This is a genomic window from Pseudomonas sichuanensis (assembly GCF_003231305.1).
In the GTDB taxonomy this organism is placed as follows: domain Bacteria; phylum Pseudomonadota; class Gammaproteobacteria; order Pseudomonadales; family Pseudomonadaceae; genus Aquipseudomonas; species Aquipseudomonas sichuanensis.
The window spans coordinates 20,074-42,243 of sequence record NZ_QKVM01000026.1; the positions used below are offsets into that span (position 1 = coordinate 20,074).

Below are 22,170 nucleotides of genomic sequence, written 5' to 3' on the forward strand. Positions count from 1 at the left end.
CAACTCAGAGAAGACCTACCATGGGTGCCTGGCTTAGCAATATTTCCCTGAAGTACAAGTTCTGGGCCGTCAACGCAGTGGCCTTCGTCACCACCCTGCTGCTGGTGCTGTACGCAGTGTCCCTGGAGCAGCAGGCGCGCGCGTCCGGCGCGCAGGCCCTGGCCCAGCGCCAGGGCGAACTGCTGGCCGCCTGGCCCCCTGGACAAACCCTGCCAACCCAACCCGGGCTGATTACCTGGGGCAGCGGACAGACGCCCGAATTTGCAGGCGAACCCCTCGAAGCCTTGCGTGATGCCCAAGGCTGGGTCGAGCTGCCCGGTGCCTGGATCGCAGGTGACAACCCTGTGCTGGGGGCCCAGGTGTTCCGCCAGGGCGATCGGCACCTGGCCGTGCTGGCCCAGGCGCCCAGCCTGCGCCAGGTGTTCTTCGACCGTTTCGGCAACTACGCGGTGTGCGTGCTGGTGCTGATGCTGGCCATGCTCTGCGCTTCGCAGCTGTTGATCCGCTTCCTGCTCAGCCAGCTCAATACGCTGAAGGACGTGATGCTGCACGTGGAGAAAACCGGCGACCTTTCGGCCCGGGTGCCGCTGGCCTGTGGCGACGAAGTCGGGCAGATGGCCGGCGCGTTCAACGCCATGCAGGCCACCTACCACCGCGTGGTCAGCACTGTCGCGCGCACCGCCGCGCAGCTGGACTCGGGCGCTGCGCGCCTGGCCGGGAGCATGGACGAAGTGCGCCACGGCATGATCGGCCAGCAGAGCGAGACCGACCAGGCCGCCACCGCGATCAACGAGATGACCGCCACCGTGCACCACATCGCCGAGCATGCCGGTGCCACCCGTGACTTGTCGCAGAGCGCCGACGGCCTCGCCGGCAGCGGCCAGGCCGTGGTCAGCCGGGTCCAGGACTCGATTGCCGGGCTGTCCAGCGGCGTGCAGCAGACCGCCGAGATGATCCGCCAACTGGCCGATGACAGTCAGAAGATCAACGGGGTGGTCGGGGTGATCCACAGCATCGCCGAACAGACCAACCTGCTCGCCCTCAATGCCGCCATCGAGGCCGCCCGCGCCGGCGACCTGGGCCGCGGCTTCGCGGTGGTCGCCGACGAAGTGCGCAACCTGGCCAAGCGCGTGCAAACCTCCACCGACGAAATCACTACCATGGTTGCCGACCTGCAGGCCGGCACCCGTGACGCGGTGGACTTCATGCAGGAGAGTTCGTACAAGGCCGACGACTGTGTCAAGCAGGCCCAGGAAGCTGGCGAGGCCCTCGCCGAGATCACCCGTGCCGTGGCGCAGATGCGCGAGAACAATACCCAGATCGCGGTGGCTGCCGAGCAACAGAGCCAAGTGGCCGAAGAAATGAACCGCGCGGTGGTGAGCATCCGTGACGTCACCGAGCAGACCGTGCAGCAAACCGTGGGCTCAGCCACCACCAGCAGCGAGCTGGCGACCCTGGCGGGTGAATTGAGCAAAGCCATCGGCCAGCTCAAGCTCTAGTTCATTGGCGCTATTGCCAGCATAGCCAGCCTCGATTGGCCCCCTCCCGGGGGCCGCACTAGACTTTGGGCATCTCCTTGAGGAACTGCCCATGAGCAAGCGATTGCCCAACCTGCCCGCCTGGCAATGGCGCGGCTACCACCATAATCACCGCCACCCCGCCAACCTGGTGTTGCACCTGATTGCCGTGCCGCTGTTCATCCTGGGTGCGCTATTGGTGCTCTCGGGGCTGTTCGCCCTGGACCTGTCGCAGATCGCCGTCGGCATCATTGCCCTGATCGCCGGCCTTGGCCTGCAACGCCAGGGGCATCGACTGGAAGCCGAACAACCGGAACCCTTCGCCAGCCGCAAGGACGCCGTGCAACGCCTGCTCACCGAGCAATTCATCACCTTCCCAAGGTTCGTGCTGAGCGGCGCCTGGTGGCGTGCCTGGCGTGAGCGACACAAGCATCGGCATTGACCGCACCTATCACCCACCCAGCAGCCTCAAGCGAACACGGTCACCGTCTGCCGACTCAATGCCAACAGCTCGCCGTCAGCCGTCCACAGGCGGGCTGCGGCATGCCCATAACCATCCCGCGCGTACTCGGTCTCCACGCAATAGCCGCACCAGTCCTGGGTCGATAGCCGTGGCGTGGGCTGGACGAATTCGATGGTCCAGGTCAAGGTGCTACCTGCGGCTGGCTGCTTCAGGAACGGCATCAGGCTGGGCGGCCAGGCATCGACCAGGGCCAGCAGATGCGCCACTTCCAGGGGCGCATCGGGTACGTCACGCAGACGCACCCAGCCGCCCATGTGGCGTGAAGCGTTGCCGCTGAACGGCAGCCCACCGATAGCCCAACGCAGCGCCACATGGCGCATGAACTCCGGAGTCACCCCTTTGATGTAGGGCAACTCTGGCGCTGCCTGCTGCAACGGCTTGATCGCCGTCGGGGGTTGCGCATCGACCGCGACCACCGAAGGCCTGCCAGCGCCGAAACTGCCCTGCACCAGCGTCACCACCTGGCCGGCCTGCACGGCACGACCGAGCAGGGTACAGACGGCCTTGCCCTCGCGCAGCACCTCCACTTCCAGGCTGATCGGTACATCCGGCGCCGCCGGGCCGACAAAGGTAATGGCCAGCGAACGCACCGGGCGGTCGTCAGCCAGTTTCTGGCGCATCGCCTCGTGCACCATCGCGGCCATGAGGCCGCCGAACACCGCCCGCCCCTGCGCCCAACTGGGCGGCACACTGACCGCTTCAGGGTGCAGACGTGCTGCCGCCAACAATTCGGTGAAGTTCATGAGCCCTGGCTCCTGCGCAAAAGCCCCGATCTTAACCAGCGCCCGCCGGTGCGGCAGCCCGCATATCGGTCATTTGCCGGGCTATCGGCGCGCCACGGCCTTGCGCAACGCCTCGAGGGTGATATCGGAGGTGCGTTCGGCGGCATGCAGCTCGTGCTCCCAGGCCACCTTGCAGCCTGCGAGGTCGCTGTGCTCACGTACTTGCAGCAACCATTGAAAACGGTCATGCCAGTCGCCCAGGTCGCCCTGGGCTTTCTTCAACAGCCTTTGCAGCTGTTTGCCGGCGTGATCGAGCTGCGGGTAGGCCTCGTCACCGTAGCGCACGCGCTTTATCAACAAGCGCAAGCGATGCCGGTCGTGGGCCGGATCTTCCAGCGCCTGCGCCAAAGTACGCCACTGCTTGACCAGGCGCCTGTCGACACGCCGCTCCAGCCGCTGCACCAGCCCTTCACGGTCGGCCGCACGCAGGAACAGCGGGAACACGTCGAGAATCGCCAGTACGCGCGCAAGCTGGGGGCTACGCGCCACGCTGGCGAACGTACGCGCCCTGCCCTCCAGGCGGCGCTGCCCGGCCTGCAAGTGGCCGCGCTGGATGAGCTGCGCCGCCAGCACCTCGCGGTCACGCAGCGGCGTGGTCAAGGTACCCAGCGCCTGCGCCGCGCCCTCCAGTTGCTCCACCCCCGGCAAGCCACGCAGCGGGCGCATGAGGCTGCGCAGACGCCGCAGGGCGATACGCAGGTCATGCAGTGCCTCGCTGTCGGTATCGGCAGCCAGCCGCTCCCGGCAGGCCAGCAACCTTACCTGCAGCGTCAGTACCTGGATAACCACATGGTCGAGCATGGCGGACATGGCGCGCTCCTCGGTCAACGCCCGGCGCGGGACTCACGAATATAGAAGCGCGCCTTCTCGGCTTTGTGGGTACAGCCTTCGAACGCCTCGAACTGCTGCTGGGTCTTGGCCCCAGTCAGCAGTGACAGTGCCTTGGAATAGCTGACAGTACCGGCGAAGCCTTCGGCCTTGGCCAGGTCCAGTTCCTTCCACGCAGCATCGAGCTGGGTCCCGCAACTGTCGCGATAGGCCGTCTTGCCCGCGCAGCCGGCCAACGCCAGGACAATCAGAGGAAGGGTGATCCAGGCTTTCATCGGTGTTACCTCAAAGGTGAAAAAGTGGTCGTTCGACGGCACAGCGAGCAGAAAGTTGCCTGCTCAGCGTAGCCCAGTGCGGGCTACATTGAAGCACAGGCAACAATGGGTGCATTGTTGGGCCGTGGTTGCACAATACGCAGGGGGAAGACCATGAGCAAACGCGTGGCATTGGTGCTCGGCTCGGGCGGTGCCCGGGGGTACGCGCACATCGGCGTGATCGAAGAAATCGAGCGACGCGGTTATGAAATCGCCTGTATTGCAGGATGCTCCATGGGCGCGGTGATCGGTGGCATCTACGCGGCCGGCAAGCTCGACGAATACCGCAGCTGGATCGAAAGCCTGGACTACCTGGACGTGCTGCGGCTGGTGGATGTCAGCTTTCGCCTGGGGGCAATCCGTGGCGACAAGGTGTTCGGACAGATACGCAAGATCGTTGGCGAAATCAACATCGAGCAACTGCGCATCCCCTACACGGCGGTGGCCACCGACCTCACCAACCAGCAAGAAATCTGGTTCCAGGAAGGCTGCCTGCATCAGGCGATGCGCGCCTCGGCGGCGATCCCCAGCCTGTTCACCCCAGTCGTACAAGGCAATCGCATGCTGGTCGATGGCGGCATCCTCAACCCCCTGCCGATCGTGCCGGTGGTGTCCAGCCACTGCGACCTGATCATTGCCGTCAACCTCAACGCCACCAACCAGAAGCAGTACCAGTTGCCGGTGATCGAACGCCCGGCAGCCTTCAAGATGCGCTTCGACTCACTGATCAGCTCGCTCGGCTCGCACCTGCCGTTTCGCCGCAAACCCGCTGAGGAGCTGATGCGCATCGAACAGGAAATCACCGCTGACGGCCTGACCCCGCCCAACCCCTGGCTGGGCGAAAGCGCAGGGCCACAGGGCCAGCAGCCTGCCGCGGCGCCCGAAACCGAAGGCGCGCCAAAGTCCGCGACCGGCTCGTTCATCATCGACAACGTCGGCCCTGCTTCGCTGCTCGACCTGATCAACCAGAGCTTCGAGGTGATGCAGACCTCATTGGCGCAATACAAGATCGCCGGTTATCCGCCGGATGTGCTGATCAACGTACCCAAGCGGGTATGCCGGTTCTTCGAGTTCTACAAGGCGCCTGAACTGATCGCGTTGGGGCGCGAGATTGCCCGGGATACGCTGGACAGCCATGAGGGGGTGCGCCGTTAGAGGCCCCAGCAGCAGAAACCAAACAGGCCGCGTAAGCGGCCTGTTTGGTCATTGCTGCATCACTCAGTAGCGAGTGATGTCGGCACTGCTTTCCAGCCATTTGCGGTAGGCCGCGAAGTCTTGCGAACCGGCACGCGAAGCGAGGTAGCGACGGATCTGCGCCTTCTCTTCGTCGGTGGCGGCAGCGCCTTCGTTGACACCCTTGAGCTGCAACACCACCAGGCTACCGTCGCCCAGCACCACACTGCCGTACACCGGCTGGTCCTTGGACGCCGGCTTGCCCAGGCGGAACACCGCCTGCAGCTCGGCAGGGTCGATGCCGTCCTGGCCACGGGTAGCGGCTTCCTGGACCTTCCAGTTCTGGCTTGCGGCCTTGATCGAACCGTCACGCAGGCCGGCAATCAGCTTGTCAGCCTTGCCCTTGAGCTCGGCAGTCGCCTTCTCCTTGGCCAGATGCTCACTGATGTTCTTGGCCACAGCTTCCAGCGGCAATTGCTCAGGCTTGCGATGCTCCTTGACGCGTAGCACGACCACGGTCTCCGGATCCAGTTCGACGCCGTTGCTGTTGGCGCCCTCCTCCAGCACTTCTTCACTGAAGGCGGCCTGGATCACCGCACGATTGGCGGTAATGCCCTCGCCACCTTCACGGCCGAATGCCGCAGAGGTCTGCACTTTCAGGCCAAGGTCCTGAGCCGGCTGACCCAGGTCGGAGGCTTCGAACGCGGCATCTTCAAGCTGCTTGGTGGCCTCGACGAAGCGCTGCTCCACTTGCTGGGTTTTCAGCTCGTGGGTCAGCTTGTCCTTCAGGCTGGCGAAGCTGGGTACATCCGGCGCTTCGACGCCCAGCAGCTTGATCAGGTGGTAACCGAACTCGGTACGCACCGGGGCGGATACCTGATCCTTGTTCAGTTTGTACAGCGCCTCTTCGAAGGCCGGGTCGTACACGCCCGGGCCTGCAAAGCCAAGGTCACCGCCGGTGTTGGCAGAGCCTGGGTCCTGAGAGAACTCCTTGGCCAGCTTGGCAAAATCCTCGCCCTTGTTCAGGCGCTGCTGGATTTCTTCGATGCGGGCCTTGGCCTGGGCATCGTTGGCCTTGTCGTTGACTTCGATGAGGATGTGCGCGGCATGGCGCTGCTCACCCAGGTTGGCGATTTCCTTGTCGTACAACGCCTTGAGTTCGTCGTCGTTGACCTTGACCTGGTCGAAGAAGGCCGACTTCTTCAGCTCGATGTAATCAATCACCACCTGGTCGGGGGTCATGAATTCCTTGGCGTGCTGGTCGTAGTGAGCCTTCACCTCGTCGTCGCTGACCTTGACCGCAGCCGGGTCGGCCTTGAAGGTCACGGCGGCGAAATCACGGGTCTGCTTCTCCAGGCGGGCGAACGCCTCAACCTGCTTGTCGGTGACGAAGCTGCTGCCGGCAAGGCCGGTGCGCAACTGGCCGATGAGCATTTCCTGGGCGAGCATCTCGCGGAACTGCATGCGGCCGTAGCCCATCTGGCGGATGACCGAATCGAAACGCTCGGCACTGAACTTGCCATCCACCTGGAACTCAGGCGTCTGCAGGATCAGTTGGTCCAGTGCAGCTTCGGAGAAAGCGAACTTGGCATCCTCGGCGCCCTGCAACAGCAGTTTGCGATCGATCAGCCCCTTGAGCGCAGCCTCGCGCAGCATCTTTTCGTCCAGCAGCGCAGGGTCGAAGTCCTTGCCCAGCTGTTGCATCAGCTGGCGGCGCTGCATGTCCACGGCCTGGCTCAGCTCGTTCTGGCTGATGGTCTGGCCGTTTACCTTGGCGGCGTCCTGGCTGTGGGTAGCGGCCTGGAAGATGGCCTCGAAGCCGGTCAATGCCATCAGCACGACGATGAGGCCGATAATGGTCTTGGCAATCCAACCTTGTGAATTGTCCCTGATATTCTGCAGCATGCGTCCCCCAGAAACGGCTGTACCACTGCGTCGACAACCGCGGAGCGTGGGTAGAATCCTGATAGAAAAAAGGCGCATCCAGTGGATGCGCCCTTTTCGAAGCTTGCGTACCAGCGGGAACGTTTGCGAACCCGCCCGTCACGCGGTCGACCCTGGCCGAAGCCTGGGCCGGCTGAAAGAGACGACTTAGTTGACGGCGTCTTTCAGGCCTTTACCAGCCTTGAAACCTGGAACCTTGGCGGCAGCGATCTTGATCGCCTTGCCGGTTTGCGGGTTACGGCCGGTGCGCTCGGCGCGCTCTTTGACCGAGAAGGTACCGAAGCCAACCAGAACGACGTCGTCGCCTGCTTTCAGGGCACCGGTCACGGAGTCAATTACTGCGTCCAGCGCGCGGCCGGCAACAGCTTTCGGGATGTCAGCGGATGCGGCGATAGCGTCAATCAGTTCCGACTTGTTCACTCTAAGTCCCCTTATTTCTCTATTGAGTTTGTTTCTAAGTATGTAATGAAAAGCGTGTGTAACGAGCGCTGGGTGGCCTGTTGACAATGGCGTGCCGCTTTATAGCAAGGGCCCGAAAAAGCTGTCAACCAAAGCCCCCCAGCGAAATACTTACTAATGCGTGCTGATTCTTTCCTTAGCATCGCTGTCGCGCTTGTCATCTTTGGCGACAATCTCCGGAGCCACATCTGGCAAGGGCTCCGGGGCGTATTGCAGCGCAATTTGGAGGACTTCGTCAATCCATTTGACCGGTTTGATCTGAAGATCCTGTTTGATATTTTCCGGAATTTCCTTCAAGTCGCGAACATTCTCCTCGGGAATGATCACCGTCTTGATCCCGCCACGGTGTGCCGCCAGCAGTTTTTCCTTGAGGCCACCAATGGCCAGGACCTGACCACGCAGGGTGATCTCGCCGGTCATCGCGACATCTGCGCGCACGGGGATCTGGGTCAACGCCGAGACCAATGCGGTGCACATGCCGATGCCTGCGCTCGGGCCATCCTTGGGTGTGGCACCCTCGGGCATATGGATGTGAACGTCGCGCTTCTCATGGAAGTCTGCAGCGATCCCCAGGCTCGCGGCACGGCTTCGCACCACGGTTTGCGCAGCGGTGATCGACTCGACCATGACGTCGCCCAGCGAGCCGGTCTTGATCAACTGGCCCTTGCCGGGAATGACCACGGCTTCGATGGTCAGCAGCTCACCGCCCACCTGGGTCCAGGCAAGGCCAGTAACCTGGCCGATCTGGTCCTGCTGCTCGGCGAGGCCATAGCGGAATTTCTTCACGCCCAGCAGTTGCTCAAGCTGCTCGCCGGAGACCTTGACCTTGACCTGCTTCTGCCCAGTGTGCTCCTTGACCACCTTGCGACACACCTTGGCGATCTGTCGCTCCAGGCCTCGCACACCGGCTTCGCGGGTGTAGTAGCGAATGATGTCGCGGATCGCCGAAACGTCGACCTCCAGCTCATCCTTCTTCAAGCCGTTGGCCTTGACCTGCTTGGGCACCAGGTACTTGACCGCGATGTTGATCTTCTCGTCCTCGGTGTACCCCGGCAGACGGATGACTTCCATGCGGTCGAGCAGCGCCGGCGGGATGTTCATCGAGTTCGAGGTGCACAGGAACATCACGTCCGACAGGTCGTAGTCGACCTCCAGGTAGTGATCGTTGAAGTTGTGGTTCTGCTCCGGGTCGAGCACTTCCAGCAGCGCCGACGCAGGGTCGCCACGCATGTCGCTGCCCATCTTGTCGATTTCGTCGAGCAGGAACAGCGGGTTGCGTACGCCCACCTTGGTCATTTTCTGGATCAGGCGGCCCGGCATCGAACCAATGTAGGTACGACGGTGACCGCGAATTTCTGCTTCGTCACGCACGCCACCGAGGGCCATGCGCACGAACTTGCGATTGGTGGCAGCGGCAATCGACTCGGCCAGCGAGGTCTTGCCCACGCCAGGCGGGCCGACCAGGCACAACACCGGGCCGCGAATCTTCTTCACCCGCTTCTGCACGGCGAGGTATTCGAGAATGCGTTCCTTGACCTCTTCCAGGCCATAGTGGTCGGCATCGAGAATCTCTTCGGCCTTGGCCAGATCCAGGCGCACCTTGCTCTGGGCCTTCCACGGCACCTGCACCAGCCAGTCCAGGTACGAACGCACCACGGTGGCCTCTGCGGACATCGGCGACATCTGCTTGAGCTTGTTGAGCTCGGCCTGGGCCTTGGTCAGGGCGTCCTTCGGCAGGCCGGCGGCTTCGATGCGTTTCTTGAGCTCTTCGACTTCGTTGTGACCTTCGTCGCCATCGCCGAGCTCTTTCTGAATGGCCTTCATCTGCTCATTCAGGTAGTACTCGCGCTGGCTGCGCTCCATCTGTTTCTTGACCCGGCCACGGATGCGTTTCTCGACCTGCAACAGGTCGATCTCGGCATCCAACAGCGCCAGCACGTGCTCGACACGGGCCTGCAACTCGACAATCTCGAGGATTTCCTGCTTCTGCTCGATCTTCAAGGCCATGTGCGCGGCCATGGTGTCGACCAGGCGGCCCGGCTCTTCGATGCTGTTGAGTGAAGACAGCACTTCGGCCGGGACTTTCTTGCCCAGCTGGACGTACTGCTCGAACTGCGACAGCAAGGTGCGCACGAAGACTTCAGACTCGCGCTCGGCGGCCTCCATTTCGTCGATCAGGCTGACTTCGGCACGGATGTGGCCGTCAACTTCATTGAAGCGCTCGACCGAGCCGCGCTGCTCGCCCTCGACCAGCACCTTGACGGTGCCATCAGGCAGCTTGAGCAGTTGCAGGACGGTGGCGACGGTACCGACGCGGTACAGGGCATCCTCACCCGGATCATCGTCGGCAGGGTTTTTCTGGGCCAGCAGGAGGATCTGCTTTTCGCCCGTCATCGCCGCCTCGAGGGCTTCGATGGACTTCTCACGCCCCACGAACAGTGGGATGACCATGTGCGGATAGACGACAACGTCGCGCAATGGCAAAAGAGGCAAGTCGAGGGTGGTCTTCATGATTTCGCCTCTACAGCGGCCTTGTGGCCGGAAACCGTTGGAAATGGTGCTTGGAGCTAATGTGGGGGCAGCCCTTTGAAATTACAAGCGCCGATACCAGGAAATGCAAAAAGGGGCCCGAAGGCCCCTTTCTGCATGCTGCCCCTTGCCCGATCAGGCGTCGGGGGCGGCCTTGGCTTGCGGCTCGCTGTTTTCGTAGATCAGCAGCGGCTTCGAAGTACCCTCGATGACGCTTTCGTCGATCACCACCTTGCTGACTTCCTTCTGCGAAGGAATCTCGTACATGGTGTCGAGCAGCACGCCTTCCAGGATCGAACGCAGGCCACGGGCACCGGTCTTGCGATCCAGCGCCTTGCGGGCAACGGCCTTGAGCGCATCGCTGCGGAACTCGAGGTCGACGCTTTCCATTTCGAACAGCTTGGCGTATTGCTTGGTCAGCGCGTTCTTCGGCTCGGTCAGAATCTGCATCAGTGCAGCCTCGTCCAGCTCGTCCAGCGTCGCCAGTACCGGCAGACGACCGACGAACTCGGGGATGAGACCAAACTTGACCAAGTCGTCCGGCTCGACCTCACGCAGAGACTCGCCGACTTTCTTGCCTTCTTCCTTGCTGCGCACTTCTGCACTGAAACCGATACCACCTTTGGTGGAACGGTTCTGAATGACCTTTTCCAGGCCAGAGAAGGCGCCACCGCAGATGAATAGGATATTGCGGGTATCAACCTGCAGGAATTCCTGTTGCGGGTGCTTGCGACCACCTTGCGGCGGCACGGAAGCGACAGTGCCTTCGATCAGTTTCAGCAGTGCCTGCTGCACGCCCTCACCCGAGACGTCACGGGTAATGGACGGGTTGTCCGACTTGCGCGAGATCTTGTCGATCTCGTCGATGTAGACGATGCCCATCTGGGCCTTTTCCACGTCGTAGTCGCACTTTTGCAGCAGTTTCTGAATGATGTTCTCGACGTCCTCACCCACATAACCGGCTTCGGTCAGGGTGGTGGCGTCAGCAATGGTGAACGGTACGTTCAGCAGGCGCGCGAGGGTTTCGGCGAGCAGCGTCTTGCCCGAGCCGGTTGGCCCGATCAGCAGGATGTTGCTTTTGCCGAGTTCGACTTCGTCGCCCTTCTTGTCACGCTGGTTCAGGCGCTTGTAGTGGTTGTACACCGCTACGGCAAGCACCTTCTTGGCGCGTTCCTGACCAATGACGTACTGGTCCAGGATGCCGCTGATTTCTTTCGGCGAGGGTAGTTTGTGCGCGCTGCTCTCGGCCTGGGCTTCCTGCACCTCCTCACGGATGATGTCGTTGCACAGGTCGACGCACTCGTCGCAGATAAATACCGAGGGGCCGGCAATCAACTTGCGCACTTCGTGCTGGCTTTTGCCGCAGAAGGAGCAATAGAGCAATTTGCCGTTGTCCTCGCCGTTACGGGTGTCAGTCATTCGATCGATCCAATCCGGTAGGCTTGAAACACAAGATGAAGGCAATCGCAGGCTTTTTCAAGTCCGCGGTCGGGCACACTGCGCACCCGACCGCTCTGGCGCATTGCTTCAGGATGCCAGTTGCCGCTTGTCGTAGACCGAGTCGATCAGGCCGTACTCGGCCGCGCGCGCAGCGCTCATGAAGTTGTCACGCTCGGTATCGCGCTTGATGGTCTCGAGCGACTGGCCGGTGTGATGGGCCAGCAGCTCGTTCAGGCGCGATTTGATGTTGAGGATTTCCTGGGCGTGGATCTCGATATCGGTCGCCTGGCCCTGGAAGCCGCCGAGCGGCTGGTGAATCATCACGCGCGAGTTCGGCAGGCAGTGGCGCTTGCCAGCGGCACCGGCCGCCAGCAGGAAGGCGCCCATGCTGCAGGCCTGACCAATACAGATGGTCGAGACGTCCGGCTTGATGAACTGCATGGTGTCGTAGATCGACATGCCGGCAGTCACCGAACCGCCCGGCGAGTTGATGTACAGATGGATATCCTTGTCCGGGTTTTCCGCTTCCAGGAACAGCAGCTGCGCCACCACCAGGTTGGCCATGTAGTCTTCTACGGGGCCGACCAGGAAGATCACCCGCTCCTTCAAGAGGCGCGAGTAGATGTCATAGGCGCGTTCGCCACGGGCGGACTGCTCGATAACCATCGGGACCAGGCCGCCTGCGGCCTGGATGTCAGAGCTCTGCTGAATATAAGAATTGCGGGACATGTCCTGCACTCACTCCCAAATAGTCATGGCTTGAATACGCACAAGCCAGCGCGAAGGCTGGCTTGTGGGGGTTTCCTACGAGAGTAGCCTGTTACTCAGCGTCGGCTTGAGCCTGTGCTGGCTTTACAGCTTCTTCGTACGAGACCGACTTGTCGGTCACAGTCGCTTTCTGCAGGACAGTATCTACAACTTGTTCTTCCAGTACAACCGAACGCACTTCGTTCAGTTGCTGGTCGTTCTTGTAGTACCAAGCGATGACCTGCTCCGGCTCCTGGTAGGCCGAAGCCATTTCTTCGATCATTGCACGCACTTTGGCGTCGTCCGGCTTCAGGTCGAACTGCTTGACCACTTCGGCGACGATCAGGCCCAGCACCACGCGGCGCTTGGCTTGCTCTTCGAACAGCTCGGCCGGCAGCTGGTCAGGCTTGATGTTGCCACCGAACTGCTGGACAGCCTGCACGCGCAGACGGTTAACTTCGTTTTCCAGCAGGGCTTTTGGCACTTCGATCGGGTTGGCGGCCAGCAGACCGTCCATGACCTGGTTCTTGACCTTGGTCTTGGTGGCCTGACGCAGCTCACGCTCCATGTTCTTGCGAACTTCGGTGCGGAAGCCTTCCAGGGTCGACTCTTTGATACCGAATTGAGCGAAGAACTCTTCGTTCAGTTCTGGCAGCTGAGGTGCCGAAACGCTGTTGACGGTGATGGTGAACTCGGCGGCTTTGCCAGCCAGGTCGAGGTTCTGGTAGTCCTCTGGGAAGGTCACGTTGACAACGCGCTCTTCACCGGCCTTGGCGCCGACCAGGCCTTCTTCGAAGCCTGGGATCATGCGGCCGGAACCCAGTACCAGCTGAGTGCCCTTGGCCGAACCACCGGCGAAGGCTTCACCGTCGATCTTGCCAACGAAGTCGATGTTGACCTGATCGTCGTTCTGCGCAGCGCGCTCGACGGCCTCGAAACGGGTGTTCTGCTTGCGCAGCACTTCCAGCATGTTGTCCAGGTCGGCATCGGCCACTTCGGCGCTCAGGCGCTCGACGCTGATCGATTCCAGGCCCGAAACGGTGAACTCAGGGAAGACTTCGAAGATGGCGACGAACTCGAGGTCCTTGCCCTTTTCGAACGACTTCGGCTCAACGGCAGGGGCGCCGGCCGGGTTCAACTTCTGCTCGACGATGGCTTCGTAGAAGGAGGCCTGGACCAGGTCACCGAAAGCTTCCTGACGGGCATCGGCTTCGAAACGCTGGCGAATGACGCTCATCGGCACCTTGCCAGGACGGAAGCCTGCAACCTTGGCGCGACGGGCAGTCTGCTGCAGACGCTTGTTGACTTCGTTCTCGACGCGCTCGGCCGGAACGGCGATGGTCATGCGGCGCTCGAGAGCGGAAGTGTTTTCAACAGAAACTTGCATGGATATTCCTCGTTGCACAGACGTTAGCCGGCGATAGCCCGACTCCAGAATCAAGGGCAAGCATTCTAGTGACTCACGCACCAGAAGTCACCCCACCCGGATTGTCGGCAGACCACGCCGGTCGATTTCCCTGAAAGGCCCGAGCGCCGTGGCGTCGAGCCTGTTTAAGCGTTGCCCGCGCAGGCCGTCACAGGCCGCGCGATTGTAAAACCTTGTCAAACAAACCCCGCCCAACCCGAACGCGCCTTTTATTACGGCTCGATCTCGTTGAACTGGCAGTATTCTTCCCACTCCATCCCCAGCGCCTCGGCCACCTCGCGGTGGGTTTCCAGGCGCATCGCCTGCAACTGCTCCGGCGTTTGCGCGATCAATTGCAGGGCCAACTCCCAGGGCTGGATACCCTGCTCATCGGCGGCATCCTCGAACGCCCATTCGATCTGCTGCGCCTGCTCGCGCGCATCCAGCTCGCGAATCTCCTCGAGCAGTTGCGGGTTGGCTTCGGCGAAACGTTGCAGCGCCAGGGCCTGGCGCGCTTCTTTTGCGATCATTTGCGGTATTCCTCTGCCAGCATCTTGGCCGGACGGTCAACCGGCTGAAATCTAACAGCTTTTATTGGGGCATCACTAGAGGATTGCAAGGGGTGAGTCGAGCAATGATTGCAAGCCCCTCAACCCGGGCCTTGCTGGCGCTGCGAGCTCGAGCGCCGCAAACCCTGCAATGCAGAAACAACAAAGGCGCCCGATCTTTCGATCAAGGCGCCTTCATAAAATATGGGGTGGACGATGGGAATCGAACCCACGACAACCGGAATCACAATCCGGCGCTCTACCAACTGAGCTACGCCCACCATAATGCAGTGCTGCGGTACAACTTTACAGAAACATGGTGCGGACGAAGAGACTCGAACTCTTACAGCTTGCGCCGCTGGAACCTAAATCCAGTGTGTCTACCAATTTCACCACGTCCGCATGAAGCGCTTAAAACAAAGGCGCCTGATCATTCAATCCTGGCGCCTCTGCCGAATCTGGGGTGGACGATGGGAATCGAACCCACGACAACCGGAATCACAATCCGGCGCTCTACCAACTGAGCTACGCCCACCATATTGCGTTACTGCTTACTTGCCCAGGCCTAATGGCGCACCCGGCAGGACTCGAACCTGCGACCATCCGCTTAGAAGGCGGATGCTCTATCCAGCTGAGCTACGGGCGCTTAAGCTTTCAGTCCGACTTAACAAGCCAACAAACCGCTTGCTCTGTCCGACTTTGCCAACCCGTGCCAGGCAGTGCCCGACAAGTGCGGCGAATCTTATAGCCGACCCTCAAAGTCGTCAACATGTTTCTGAAAAAAATTTAAATTATTGAAGGGGTTAGGGGATTTGCCCGACCACCCGCCTTTGCCCTTGCGCCGTGTCGTGCGAGAATGCGCGCTTCTTCATGTTTCCTTCTCGATGGTTAATCACGCGTCTATGACTGCACACCTTATCGATGGCAAGGCGATCGCCGCCAACCTGCGCAAGCAGATCGCGCAACGTGTCGCGGAGCGCCGCCAGCAGGGCCTGCGCACGCCGGGCCTGGCAGTGATCCTGGTCGGTACCGACCCGGCCTCCCAAGTCTATGTCTCGCACAAGCGCAAGGACTGCGAAGAAGTCGGCTTCATCTCGCAGGCCTTCGACCTGCCCAGCGAGACCACGCAGCAGGCCCTGACCGAGCTGATCGACCGCCTCAACGACGACCCGGCCGTAGACGGCATCCTGCTGCAGTTGCCGCTGCCCGCGCACCTGGACGCCTCGCTGCTGCTCGAACGCATCCGCCCGGACAAGGACGTCGACGGCTTCCACCCGTACAACATCGGCCGCCTCGCGCAACGCATCCCGCTGCTGCGCCCGTGCACTCCAAAGGGCATCATCACCCTGCTGGAAAGCACCGGCCAGGACCTGTACGGCATGAATGCGGTCATCGTCGGCGCTTCCAACATCGTCGGCCGCCCGATGGCCATGGAACTGCTGCTGGCCGGCTGCACCGTCACCGTCTGCCACCGCTTCACCAAGGACCTGGCCGGCCACGTCGGCCGTGCCGACCTGCTGGTGGTCGCCGCTGGCAAGCCGGGCCTGGTCAAGGGTGAGTGGGTCAAGGAAGGCGCGATCGTCATCGACGTCGGCATCAACCGCCAGGAAGACGGCAAGCTGGTCGGCGACGTGGTCTACGAGACCGCCCTGCCCCGCGCCGGCTGGATCACCCCGGTCCCCGGCGGCGTCGGCCCGATGACCCGCGCATGCCTGCTGGAAAACACGCTGTATGCCGCTGAAGAGCTGCACAAGTAAGTTGGCGTAAAGCGAAAACGGCACCTCTGGCAGGTGCCGTTTTTTTTGCCTGGCTTTTTTGCAAAAAACCTATCGCGGGGCAAGCCCGCTCCCACGCTACATGGCGCTGCACAGCGTGGGAGCGGGCTTGCCCCGCGATGAGGCCATTGAAGCTAACCGATCACTTGCGCGCCGCCTCCCACGACTTGAGCAGCTCGTTGTAGCTGACCGTTTCGCCCTTGGGCTTTTCGTTGGCCAGCTTCGGCTTCGGCGCCCCCGGCTGGTCGAACCAGTACTGGGCATCCTTCTCGGGGTTGAGCTTCGGCGCACAGGTAGCCTGCGCGTTGGAGCGCTGCAGCCGCTCCATCATGCGATCCTGATCCCGTGCCAGGCCGTCCAGCGCCTCTTGAGGCGTCTTCTCGCCACTGGCCACCTCGGCGATATGGCTCCACCACAGCTGCGCCAGGCGCGGATAATCCGGCACGTTGGTGCCGGTCGGCGTCCACTGCACCCGCGCCGGGCTTCTGTAGAACTCCACCAGCCCGCCCAGCTTGGGCGCCAGGTCGGTCATGGCCTGGGAGTTGATGTCCGACTCGCGAATCGGCGTCAGGCCAACGACGGTCTTCTTCAGCGACACCGTCTTGGAGGTGACGAACTGAGCATACAGCCAGGCCGCCAGGCGCTGTTTCTCGGGGGTGGACTTGAAGAAGGTCCAGGAGCCGGTGTCCTGGTAACCGAGCTTCATCCCCTCCTCCCAGTACGGTCCCTTGGGCGAGGGCGCCATGCGCCACTTCGGCGTGCCGTCGGCGTTGACCACCGGCAGCCCAGGCTTGGTCATGTCGGCGGTGAAGGCGGTGTACCAGAAGATCTGCTGGGCAATGTTGCCCTGAGCCGGCACCGGGCCCGCCTCGGAGAAGGTCATGCCCTGGGCTTCCTTGGGGGCGTAGGCGCGCATCCAGTCCACGTACTTCTGCGTGGCGAACACCGCCGCCGGGCCATTGGTGTCGCCGCCGCGGGTCACGCTCGAACCCACCGGGTGGCAGTCCTCCACGCGAATGCCCCACTCGTCCACCGGCAGGCCGTTGGGTAGCCCCTTGTCGCCACCGCCGGCCATGGAAAACCAGGCATCGGTGAAACGCCAGCCCAGCGAAGGGTCCTTCTTGCCATAGTCCATGTGGCCATAGACCCGCTTGCCGTCGATCTCCTTGACATCCTCGCTGAAGAACTTGGCGATGTCCTCGTAAGCCGACCAGTTCACCGGCACGCCCAACTCGTAGCCGTACTTCTCCTTGAACTTGGCTTTCAGGTCCGGGCGCTCGAACCAGTCGGCGCGGAACCAGTAGAGGTTGGCGAATTGCTGGTCAGGCAACTGATAGATCTTGCCGTCCGGCGCGGTGGTGAAGGAAATGCCGATGAAGTCCTTCAGGTCCAGGGTTGGCGAGGTGTAGTTCTTGCCCTCATTGGCCATCAGGTCGGTGATGGATTCCACCTTGCCATAGCGAAAGTGCGTACCGATCAAATCGGAATCGTTGACCCAGCCGTCATAGATGTTCTTGTCCGACTGCATCTGCGTCTGCAGCTTTTCCACCACATCGCCTTCCTGCAGCAGGTCGTGGGTCAACTGGATACCGGTGATTTCGGTAAAGGCCTTGGCCAGCACCTTGGATTCGTATTCGTGGGTGGTGATGGTTTCCGACACCACGTTGATCTTCATCCCACGGAACGGCTCGGCGGCCTTGATGAACCACTTGAGCTCTTCGAGTTGCTGCTCCGGGGTCAGGGTCGAAGGCTTGAACTCGCTGCCGATCCATTTTTTCGCCGCGTCTTCGTACTGGTCGGCCCAGGCCGTGCCGTGCAGGCCGGCCAGCACCAGCAGTGCGGCCAGGGTCAAATGTCGCCGTTTGTTGTCGTTATCGAACATTGTGATCTCCAGATTGCAGAAGGATCCTTGCCCCAGGCTCAACCCCAGCGCAGCACCACCACCAGCCACGCCAGCGACAGCAGCGAGGCCACCCACAACGGCCAGTCGCTCACCCCCACCACCAGCAGATGCAGGTAGGCGCTGACCAACAAGCCGATGAACAGCCGGTCGCCACGGGTCGTGGCAATCGGCAGAAAACCGCGGCGCTCCAGGCACGGGCGGCGCAGTTCGAACAGGGTCATGCACATCAACAACAGGCCGATCGCCGAGAAGAACAGCGCGGTCGGCAGGGTCCAGGCCATCCACTCCATCATCCGCCCTCCTCACACCCGGCCCAGGGCGAAGCCCTTGGCCACATGGTTGCGCACGAACCAGATCACCAGCATGCCCGGCAGGATGGTCAGCACCCCGGCGGCAGCCAGCACGCCCCAGTCGATACCCGAGGCGGACACCGTGCGGGTCATCACCGCCGCGATCGGCTTGGCGTTCACCGAAGTGAGGGTGCGTGCCAGCAGCAGCTCGACCCACGAGAACATGAAGCAGAAGAAGGCCGTCACGCCGATCCCCGAACCGATCAGCGGGATGAAGATCTTCACGAAGAACCGCGGGAAGCTGTACCCATCGATGTAGGCGGTTTCATCGATTTCCTTCGGCACCCCGCTCATGAAACCCTCCAGGATCCACACCGCCAGTGGCACGTTGAACAGGCAGTGGGCCAGGGCCACGGCAATGTGCGTATCGAACAGGCCGATCGACGAATACAGCTGGAAGAACGGCAGCAGGAACACCGCCGGCGGCGCCATGCGGTTGGTCAGCAGCCAGAAGAACAGGTGCCGGTCGCCAAGAAAGCGGTAGCGCGAAAAGGCATAGGCCGCCGGCAAGGCCACCGTCAGCGAGATGAGCGTGTTCAGGCACACGTAGTACAGCGAGTTGATATAGCCGCTGTACCAGCTGGCGTCGGTGAAGATCACCCGGTAGTTGTCGAAGGTGAATGCCTGCGGCCACAACGTCAGCCCACCGAGGATCTCGCTGTTGCTCTTGAACGACATGTTCAGCAACCAGTAGATCGGCACCAGCAGGAAGAAGAAGTACAACAGCAGGGCCACCGTCTTGCGCTTGCTCATGGCCTACTCCTTGTCGGCGTGGGTCATGGCTGTGTAGAACAGCCACGACACCAGCAGGATGATCAGGAAGTACACCAGCGAGAACGCCGCCGCCGGCCCCAGGTCGAACTGCCCCACCGCCATGCGCGTGAGGGTCTGGCTGAGGAACGTGGTGGCGTTGCCCGGCCCGCCGCCAGTGAGCACGAACGGCTCGGTGTAGATCATGAAGCTGTCCATGAAACGCAGCATCACCGCGATCAGCAGCACATTCTTGAGCTTGGGCAGCTGGATATGGCGAAACACCGCCCAGGCCGATGCCCGGTCGATGCGCGCGGCCTGGTAGTACACGTCGGGGATGGCGCGCAAGCCCGAATAGCACAGCAGCGCCACCAGCGAAGTCCAGTGCCACACGTCCATCACCAGCACGGTGATCCAGGCATCGAACGGGTCGCCGGCATAGTTGTAGTTGACCCCAAGCTTGGCCAACGTCGCGCCGAGCAGGCCGATGTCGGCGCGGCCGAAGATCTGCCAGATGGTGCCCACTACGTTCCACGGGATCAGCAAGGGGATGGCCATGAGGATCAGGCACACCGACGCCATGCGCCCACGGGTCGGCATGGTCAGGGCGATGGCGATGCCCAGCGGGATTTCGATGACCAGCACGCACCCGGAATAGATGAACTGGCGCAGCAGCGCATCATGCAGTGCCGGGTCGCGCAGCACCTGGCGGTACCAGTCGGCGCCGACGAAGTAACGGTTGGAGGCATCGAAGATGTCCTGCACCGAGTAGTTGACCACGGTCATCATCGGGATCACGGCACTGAACGCCACCAGCAGGAATACCGGCAGCACCAGCCACCAGGCCTTGTTGTTCTGCACCTTGTTCATGCCTCGGCCTCCACCAGCAGGTCGTCCAGGTAGAGCATCAGCCATTGCGGCGGCAGGCTTACCCATGCCCGGCCATGGGGCACCACCCGGTCCTCGCCCAGGCGCGCCTTGAGGGTGACCCCCGCCAGCACCAGCGTGAGGATGCGGTAGGTGCCCAGATCCTCCACGTCCACCACGCGCGTCTCGAAGGCGCTGTCGAAGGGGTGTTCCCAAACCTGCACGAACTCCGGGCGGATGCCCACCTGCAAACGCCCGCCTTCGGACGCTGCCAGGCGCTCACGCACCCCCTCGTGCAACACCAGATGGACATCGCCAAAACTCACGCCGTCGGCCTCGGCGCGCACATCGATCAGGTTCATCCCGGGGCTGCCGATGAAATAGCCGACGAAGGTATGCCGGGGCCGTTCGAACAGTTCGCGCGGGGTGCCGAACTGGACGATGCGCCCGGCGTGCATCACCGCGATCTTGTCGGCGAAGGTCGAGGCCTCCAACTGATCGTGGGTGACGTAGATCATGGTGATGTTGAACTGTTCGTGGATCTGCTTGAGCTTGCGCCGCAGCTTCCATTTCAGGTGCGGGTCGATCACCGTCAGCGGCTCGTCGAAGAGGATCGCCGAAACGTCGTCGCGTACCAGCCCGCGGCCCATGGAGACTTTCTGCTTTTCGTCGGCGCTGAGGTTGCGTGCGCGCTTGTGCAGCACCGCGGTCAGCTCCAGTACCTCGGCGATTTCCTCGACCCGCGCGCGCACCCGCGCCTCGTCCAAGCCCTGGTTGCGCAGGGGGAAGGCCAGGTTGTCGAACACCGTCATGGTGTCGTACACCACCGGGAACTGGAACACCTGGGCGATGTTGCGCTGCTGCGGGGTCAAGGCGTTGACCACCTTGCCGTCGAACAGCACCTCGCCATGGGAGGGCGCGAGCAGCCCGGAGATGATGTTGAGCAAGGTCGACTTGCCGCAGCCGGACGGCCCGAGCAAGGCATAGGCGCCGCCCTGAGCCCACACATGCTCCAGCTCATGCAGGGCGTAGTCGTCGGTGCTTGCGGGCGAGCGACTGTAACTGTGGGCCAGTTGGTGCAGGCGGATCTCGGCCATCAGGCGCTCCTCGCGTCACGCAGGCGTGGCGCCTGCACCAGGGCATCGGCGCTGTCGAAGATGAACAGCTTGTGGGTGGGGACGAACACGCGGATCGGCGTGTCCACCTGATACTCATGCACGCCCGGCAGGTGCAGGGTCATGCGCCAGTGCTCGTTGCGCACATGCAGGAAGGTTTCCGAGCCGCTGATCTCGGCCAGTTCCACCAGCACCGCCAGCTCCAGGTCATCGTCGCGCGACGGCACCAGGGCCAGGTGGCCGGGGCGAATGCCGAAACGATAATTGCCGTCCGCCAGGTCGCGCAGGTCGGCCGTGCGGGCGAAGTGCACGGCACCGGCCAGGCTCACCTCGTTGCCGACGATGCGCCCCGGCACCAGGTTGATCGGCGGTTCGCAGAACAGCTCGGCGGCCAGCACGCTGGCGGGCCGTTGATACACCTCGGTGGTGGGGCCGCTCTGGATCACCCGGCCTTCGTGCAGCAAGGTGGTGGTGCCACCCAGCGCCAGCGCCTCGTTGGGCTCGGTGGTGGCATACACGGCGATGCAGTTGCGCTCGGCGAACAGGCTGCGCAGCTCCTGGCGCAGGCCCTCGCGCAGCTTGTAGTCGAGGTTGACCAAGGGCTCGTCGAACAGGATCAGCGAGGCATCCTTGACCAATGCCCGGGCCATGGCGGTGCGCTGCTGCTGGCCACCCGACAGTTCCAGCGGCAGGCGCCCGAGAAAGGGCGCGATGCGCAACATCTCGGCCGTTTCGCGCACTCGCCGCTGAATCTCCGGTTCGGCCATGCGCGCCTGGCGCAACGGCGAGGCGATGTTCTCGAACACCGTGAGCGTGGGGTAGTTGATGAACTGTTGATAGACCATCGATACGTTGCGCAGGCGCACCGGACGCCCGGTGACATCCTCGCCATCCATCAGCACGCGGCCGCTGTCCGGGCGGTCGAGGCCGGCCATCAGGCGCATCAGGCTGGTCTTGCCGGCCAGGGTGCGGCCCAGCAGCACGTTGAACGAGCCGGGCTCGAAGCGCAGGTTGGCGTCGTCGATCCACAGCTGGTTGTCGACACTGCGGCATACCTGCTCCAGCACCAGGGACATGGCGTGGCCTTCTTGTGATGGTTGTCCATCCACCCCAGCCAGTTCCGTGCCAGCCCGGCACAACCGCTCTATACCGGCGTCTCCTGCCCTGGCACAACACGCGGCCTGTACAGATGTGAACAGTT

20 protein-coding genes and 4 tRNA genes are annotated in these 22,170 nt (G+C 62.3%); 4 read left to right on the forward strand and 20 right to left on the reverse strand.

The annotated features are described in order from the left end of the window. The first annotated feature begins 20 nt into the window (after positions 1-20). Both DM373_RS15140 and DM373_RS15145 read left to right on the forward strand, forming a co-directional pair. The gene (locus tag DM373_RS15140; RefSeq protein WP_110994346.1) at positions 21-1,499 is read left to right on the forward strand and encodes a methyl-accepting chemotaxis protein; all 1,479 of its coding nucleotides are present in this window, start codon (positions 21-23) and stop codon (positions 1,497-1,499) included. 91 nt (positions 1,500-1,590) lie between these two features. Further along, positions 1,591-1,959 (forward strand): Mpo1-like protein, encoded by a 369-nt coding sequence (locus DM373_RS15145; protein ID WP_110994347.1) that lies wholly within the window; start codon positions 1,591-1,593, stop codon positions 1,957-1,959. Between the two features lie 26 nt (positions 1,960-1,985). Here DM373_RS15145 and DM373_RS15150 read toward each other — a convergent pair whose 3' ends face one another. From DM373_RS15150 to DM373_RS15160, 3 genes are all read right to left on the reverse strand, one after another. Continuing rightward, the gene (locus DM373_RS15150) at positions 1,986-2,783 is read right to left on the reverse strand and encodes an acyl-CoA thioesterase (RefSeq protein ID WP_110994348.1); all 798 of its coding nucleotides are present in this window, start codon (positions 2,781-2,783) and stop codon (positions 1,986-1,988) included. Positions 2,784-2,864: 81 nt separating this feature from the next. After that, positions 2,865-3,632 carry a CHAD domain-containing protein gene (locus DM373_RS15155; protein WP_110994349.1) on the reverse strand — a complete coding sequence of 256 codons (768 nt, stop codon included), beginning with the start codon at positions 3,630-3,632 and terminating at the stop codon, positions 2,865-2,867. 14 nt (positions 3,633-3,646) lie between these two features. Continuing rightward, the gene (locus tag DM373_RS15160) at positions 3,647-3,925 is read right to left on the reverse strand and encodes a hypothetical protein (RefSeq protein WP_110994350.1); all 279 of its coding nucleotides are present in this window, start codon (positions 3,923-3,925) and stop codon (positions 3,647-3,649) included. Between the two features lie 153 nt (positions 3,926-4,078). Here DM373_RS15160 and DM373_RS15165 point away from each other — a divergent pair, with 153 nt between their 5' ends. Then, positions 4,079-5,119, forward strand: a complete 1,041-nt coding sequence (locus DM373_RS15165; protein ID WP_110994351.1) for a patatin-like phospholipase family protein — start codon at positions 4,079-4,081, stop codon at positions 5,117-5,119. A gap of 63 nt (positions 5,120-5,182) precedes the next feature. On the opposite strand, the gene DM373_RS15170 is transcribed toward DM373_RS15165, so the two are convergent. The 11 genes from DM373_RS15170 to DM373_RS15220 all read right to left on the reverse strand — a co-directional run bounded on the left by DM373_RS15170 (position 5,183) and on the right by DM373_RS15220 (position 14,855). Next, positions 5,183-7,042, reverse strand: a complete 1,860-nt coding sequence (locus DM373_RS15170; protein ID WP_110994352.1) for a SurA N-terminal domain-containing protein — start codon at positions 7,040-7,042, stop codon at positions 5,183-5,185. A gap of 186 nt (positions 7,043-7,228) precedes the next feature. Continuing rightward, a complete protein-coding gene (hupB, locus tag DM373_RS15175) occupies positions 7,229-7,501 on the reverse strand; it encodes a nucleoid-associated protein HU-beta (protein ID WP_054892387.1) in 273 nt (90 codons plus the stop codon). Positions 7,502-7,654: 153 nt separating this feature from the next. Beyond that, entirely contained in the window at positions 7,655-10,051 is a 2,397-nt protein-coding gene (gene lon, locus DM373_RS15180) for an endopeptidase La (protein ID WP_110994353.1), read from the reverse strand. Between the two features lie 153 nt (positions 10,052-10,204). Further along, entirely contained in the window at positions 10,205-11,488 is a 1,284-nt protein-coding gene (clpX, locus tag DM373_RS15185; RefSeq protein ID WP_110994354.1) for an ATP-dependent Clp protease ATP-binding subunit ClpX, read from the reverse strand. Between the two features lie 108 nt (positions 11,489-11,596). Continuing rightward, positions 11,597-12,238 carry an ATP-dependent Clp endopeptidase proteolytic subunit ClpP gene (gene clpP / locus DM373_RS15190; RefSeq protein ID WP_110994355.1) on the reverse strand — a complete coding sequence of 214 codons (642 nt, stop codon included), beginning with the start codon at positions 12,236-12,238 and terminating at the stop codon, positions 11,597-11,599. Between the two features lie 91 nt (positions 12,239-12,329). Then, positions 12,330-13,643 carry a trigger factor gene (tig, locus tag DM373_RS15195; RefSeq protein WP_110994356.1) on the reverse strand — a complete coding sequence of 438 codons (1,314 nt, stop codon included), beginning with the start codon at positions 13,641-13,643 and terminating at the stop codon, positions 12,330-12,332. A gap of 251 nt (positions 13,644-13,894) precedes the next feature. Continuing rightward, positions 13,895-14,191, reverse strand: coding sequence for a DUF6388 family protein (locus tag DM373_RS15200; RefSeq protein WP_110994357.1), 297 nt, complete (start codon positions 14,189-14,191; stop codon positions 13,895-13,897). Between the two features lie 223 nt (positions 14,192-14,414). Beyond that, positions 14,415-14,490 (reverse strand) — tRNA-His (locus DM373_RS15205). A 36-nt stretch (positions 14,491-14,526) separates the two neighbouring features. Continuing rightward, positions 14,527-14,611, reverse strand: a tRNA-Leu gene (locus DM373_RS15210). Positions 14,612-14,668: 57 nt separating this feature from the next. After that, positions 14,669-14,744 (reverse strand) — tRNA-His (locus tag DM373_RS15215). 34 nt (positions 14,745-14,778) lie between these two features. Next, a tRNA-Arg gene (locus DM373_RS15220) sits at positions 14,779-14,855 on the reverse strand. A 256-nt stretch (positions 14,856-15,111) separates the two neighbouring features. On the opposite strand from DM373_RS15220, the gene folD reads away from it, so the two are divergent. Next, positions 15,112-15,966, forward strand: a complete 855-nt coding sequence (folD, locus tag DM373_RS15225; RefSeq protein WP_110994358.1) for a bifunctional methylenetetrahydrofolate dehydrogenase/methenyltetrahydrofolate cyclohydrolase FolD — start codon at positions 15,112-15,114, stop codon at positions 15,964-15,966. Positions 15,967-16,126: 160 nt separating this feature from the next. On the opposite strand, the gene DM373_RS15230 is transcribed toward folD, so the two are convergent. The 6 genes from DM373_RS15230 to DM373_RS15255 are packed head-to-tail and all read right to left on the reverse strand — an operon-like array spanning position 16,127 to position 22,045. Continuing rightward, the gene (locus tag DM373_RS15230) at positions 16,127-17,866 is read right to left on the reverse strand and encodes an ABC transporter substrate-binding protein (RefSeq protein WP_110994359.1); all 1,740 of its coding nucleotides are present in this window, start codon (positions 17,864-17,866) and stop codon (positions 16,127-16,129) included. A 38-nt stretch (positions 17,867-17,904) separates the two neighbouring features. Beyond that, positions 17,905-18,177: a DUF2160 domain-containing protein gene (locus tag DM373_RS15235; protein WP_110994396.1), complete on the reverse strand. Its 273-nt coding sequence runs from the start codon at positions 18,175-18,177 to the stop codon at positions 17,905-17,907. Between the two features lie 12 nt (positions 18,178-18,189). Next, positions 18,190-18,990, reverse strand: coding sequence for a carbohydrate ABC transporter permease (locus DM373_RS15240; RefSeq protein ID WP_110994360.1), 801 nt, complete (start codon positions 18,988-18,990; stop codon positions 18,190-18,192). A 3-nt stretch (positions 18,991-18,993) separates the two neighbouring features. Continuing rightward, a complete protein-coding gene (locus DM373_RS15245; RefSeq protein WP_110994361.1) occupies positions 18,994-19,857 on the reverse strand; it encodes a carbohydrate ABC transporter permease in 864 nt (287 codons plus the stop codon). After that, positions 19,854-20,951, reverse strand: coding sequence for an ABC transporter ATP-binding protein (locus tag DM373_RS15250; protein WP_110994362.1), 1,098 nt, complete (start codon positions 20,949-20,951; stop codon positions 19,854-19,856). The genes DM373_RS15245 and DM373_RS15250 overlap by 4 nt, the downstream gene beginning before the upstream one ends. After that, the gene (locus DM373_RS15255) at positions 20,951-22,045 is read right to left on the reverse strand and encodes an ABC transporter ATP-binding protein (RefSeq protein ID WP_110994363.1); all 1,095 of its coding nucleotides are present in this window, start codon (positions 22,043-22,045) and stop codon (positions 20,951-20,953) included. The genes DM373_RS15250 and DM373_RS15255 overlap by 1 nt, the downstream gene beginning before the upstream one ends. Positions 22,046-22,170: the final 125 nt, after the last annotated feature.

Excerpts from the sequence above, each read along its gene's own strand:
- DM373_RS15140 (WP_110994346.1), top strand. The coding sequence starts at position 21 with ATGGGTGCCTGGCTTAGCAATATTTCCCTGAAGTACAAGTTCTGGGCC.
- DM373_RS15145 (WP_110994347.1), top strand. The coding sequence starts at position 1,591 with ATGAGCAAGCGATTGCCCAACCTGCCCGCCTGGCAATGGCGCGGCTAC.
- DM373_RS15150 (WP_110994348.1), bottom strand. The coding sequence starts at position 2,783 with ATGAACTTCACCGAATTGTTGGCGGCAGCACGTCTGCACCCTGAAGCG.
- DM373_RS15155 (WP_110994349.1), bottom strand. The coding sequence starts at position 3,632 with ATGTCCGCCATGCTCGACCATGTGGTTATCCAGGTACTGACGCTGCAG.
- DM373_RS15160 (WP_110994350.1), bottom strand. The coding sequence starts at position 3,925 with ATGAAAGCCTGGATCACCCTTCCTCTGATTGTCCTGGCGTTGGCCGGC.
- DM373_RS15165 (WP_110994351.1), top strand. The coding sequence starts at position 4,079 with ATGAGCAAACGCGTGGCATTGGTGCTCGGCTCGGGCGGTGCCCGGGGG.
- DM373_RS15170 (WP_110994352.1), bottom strand. The coding sequence starts at position 7,042 with ATGCTGCAGAATATCAGGGACAATTCACAAGGTTGGATTGCCAAGACC.
- lon (WP_110994353.1), bottom strand. The coding sequence starts at position 10,051 with ATGAAGACCACCCTCGACTTGCCTCTTTTGCCATTGCGCGACGTTGTC.
- clpX (WP_110994354.1), bottom strand. The coding sequence starts at position 11,488 with ATGACTGACACCCGTAACGGCGAGGACAACGGCAAATTGCTCTATTGC.
- clpP (WP_110994355.1), bottom strand. The coding sequence starts at position 12,238 with ATGTCCCGCAATTCTTATATTCAGCAGAGCTCTGACATCCAGGCCGCA.
- tig (WP_110994356.1), bottom strand. The coding sequence starts at position 13,643 with ATGCAAGTTTCTGTTGAAAACACTTCCGCTCTCGAGCGCCGCATGACC.
- DM373_RS15200 (WP_110994357.1), bottom strand. The coding sequence starts at position 14,191 with ATGATCGCAAAAGAAGCGCGCCAGGCCCTGGCGCTGCAACGTTTCGCC.
- folD (WP_110994358.1), top strand. The coding sequence starts at position 15,112 with ATGACTGCACACCTTATCGATGGCAAGGCGATCGCCGCCAACCTGCGC.
- DM373_RS15230 (WP_110994359.1), bottom strand. The coding sequence starts at position 17,866 with ATGTTCGATAACGACAACAAACGGCGACATTTGACCCTGGCCGCACTG.
- DM373_RS15235 (WP_110994396.1), bottom strand. The coding sequence starts at position 18,177 with ATGGAGTGGATGGCCTGGACCCTGCCGACCGCGCTGTTCTTCTCGGCG.
- DM373_RS15240 (WP_110994360.1), bottom strand. The coding sequence starts at position 18,990 with ATGAGCAAGCGCAAGACGGTGGCCCTGCTGTTGTACTTCTTCTTCCTG.
- DM373_RS15245 (WP_110994361.1), bottom strand. The coding sequence starts at position 19,857 with ATGAACAAGGTGCAGAACAACAAGGCCTGGTGGCTGGTGCTGCCGGTA.
- DM373_RS15250 (WP_110994362.1), bottom strand. The coding sequence starts at position 20,951 with ATGGCCGAGATCCGCCTGCACCAACTGGCCCACAGTTACAGTCGCTCG.
- DM373_RS15255 (WP_110994363.1), bottom strand. The coding sequence starts at position 22,045 with ATGTCCCTGGTGCTGGAGCAGGTATGCCGCAGTGTCGACAACCAGCTG.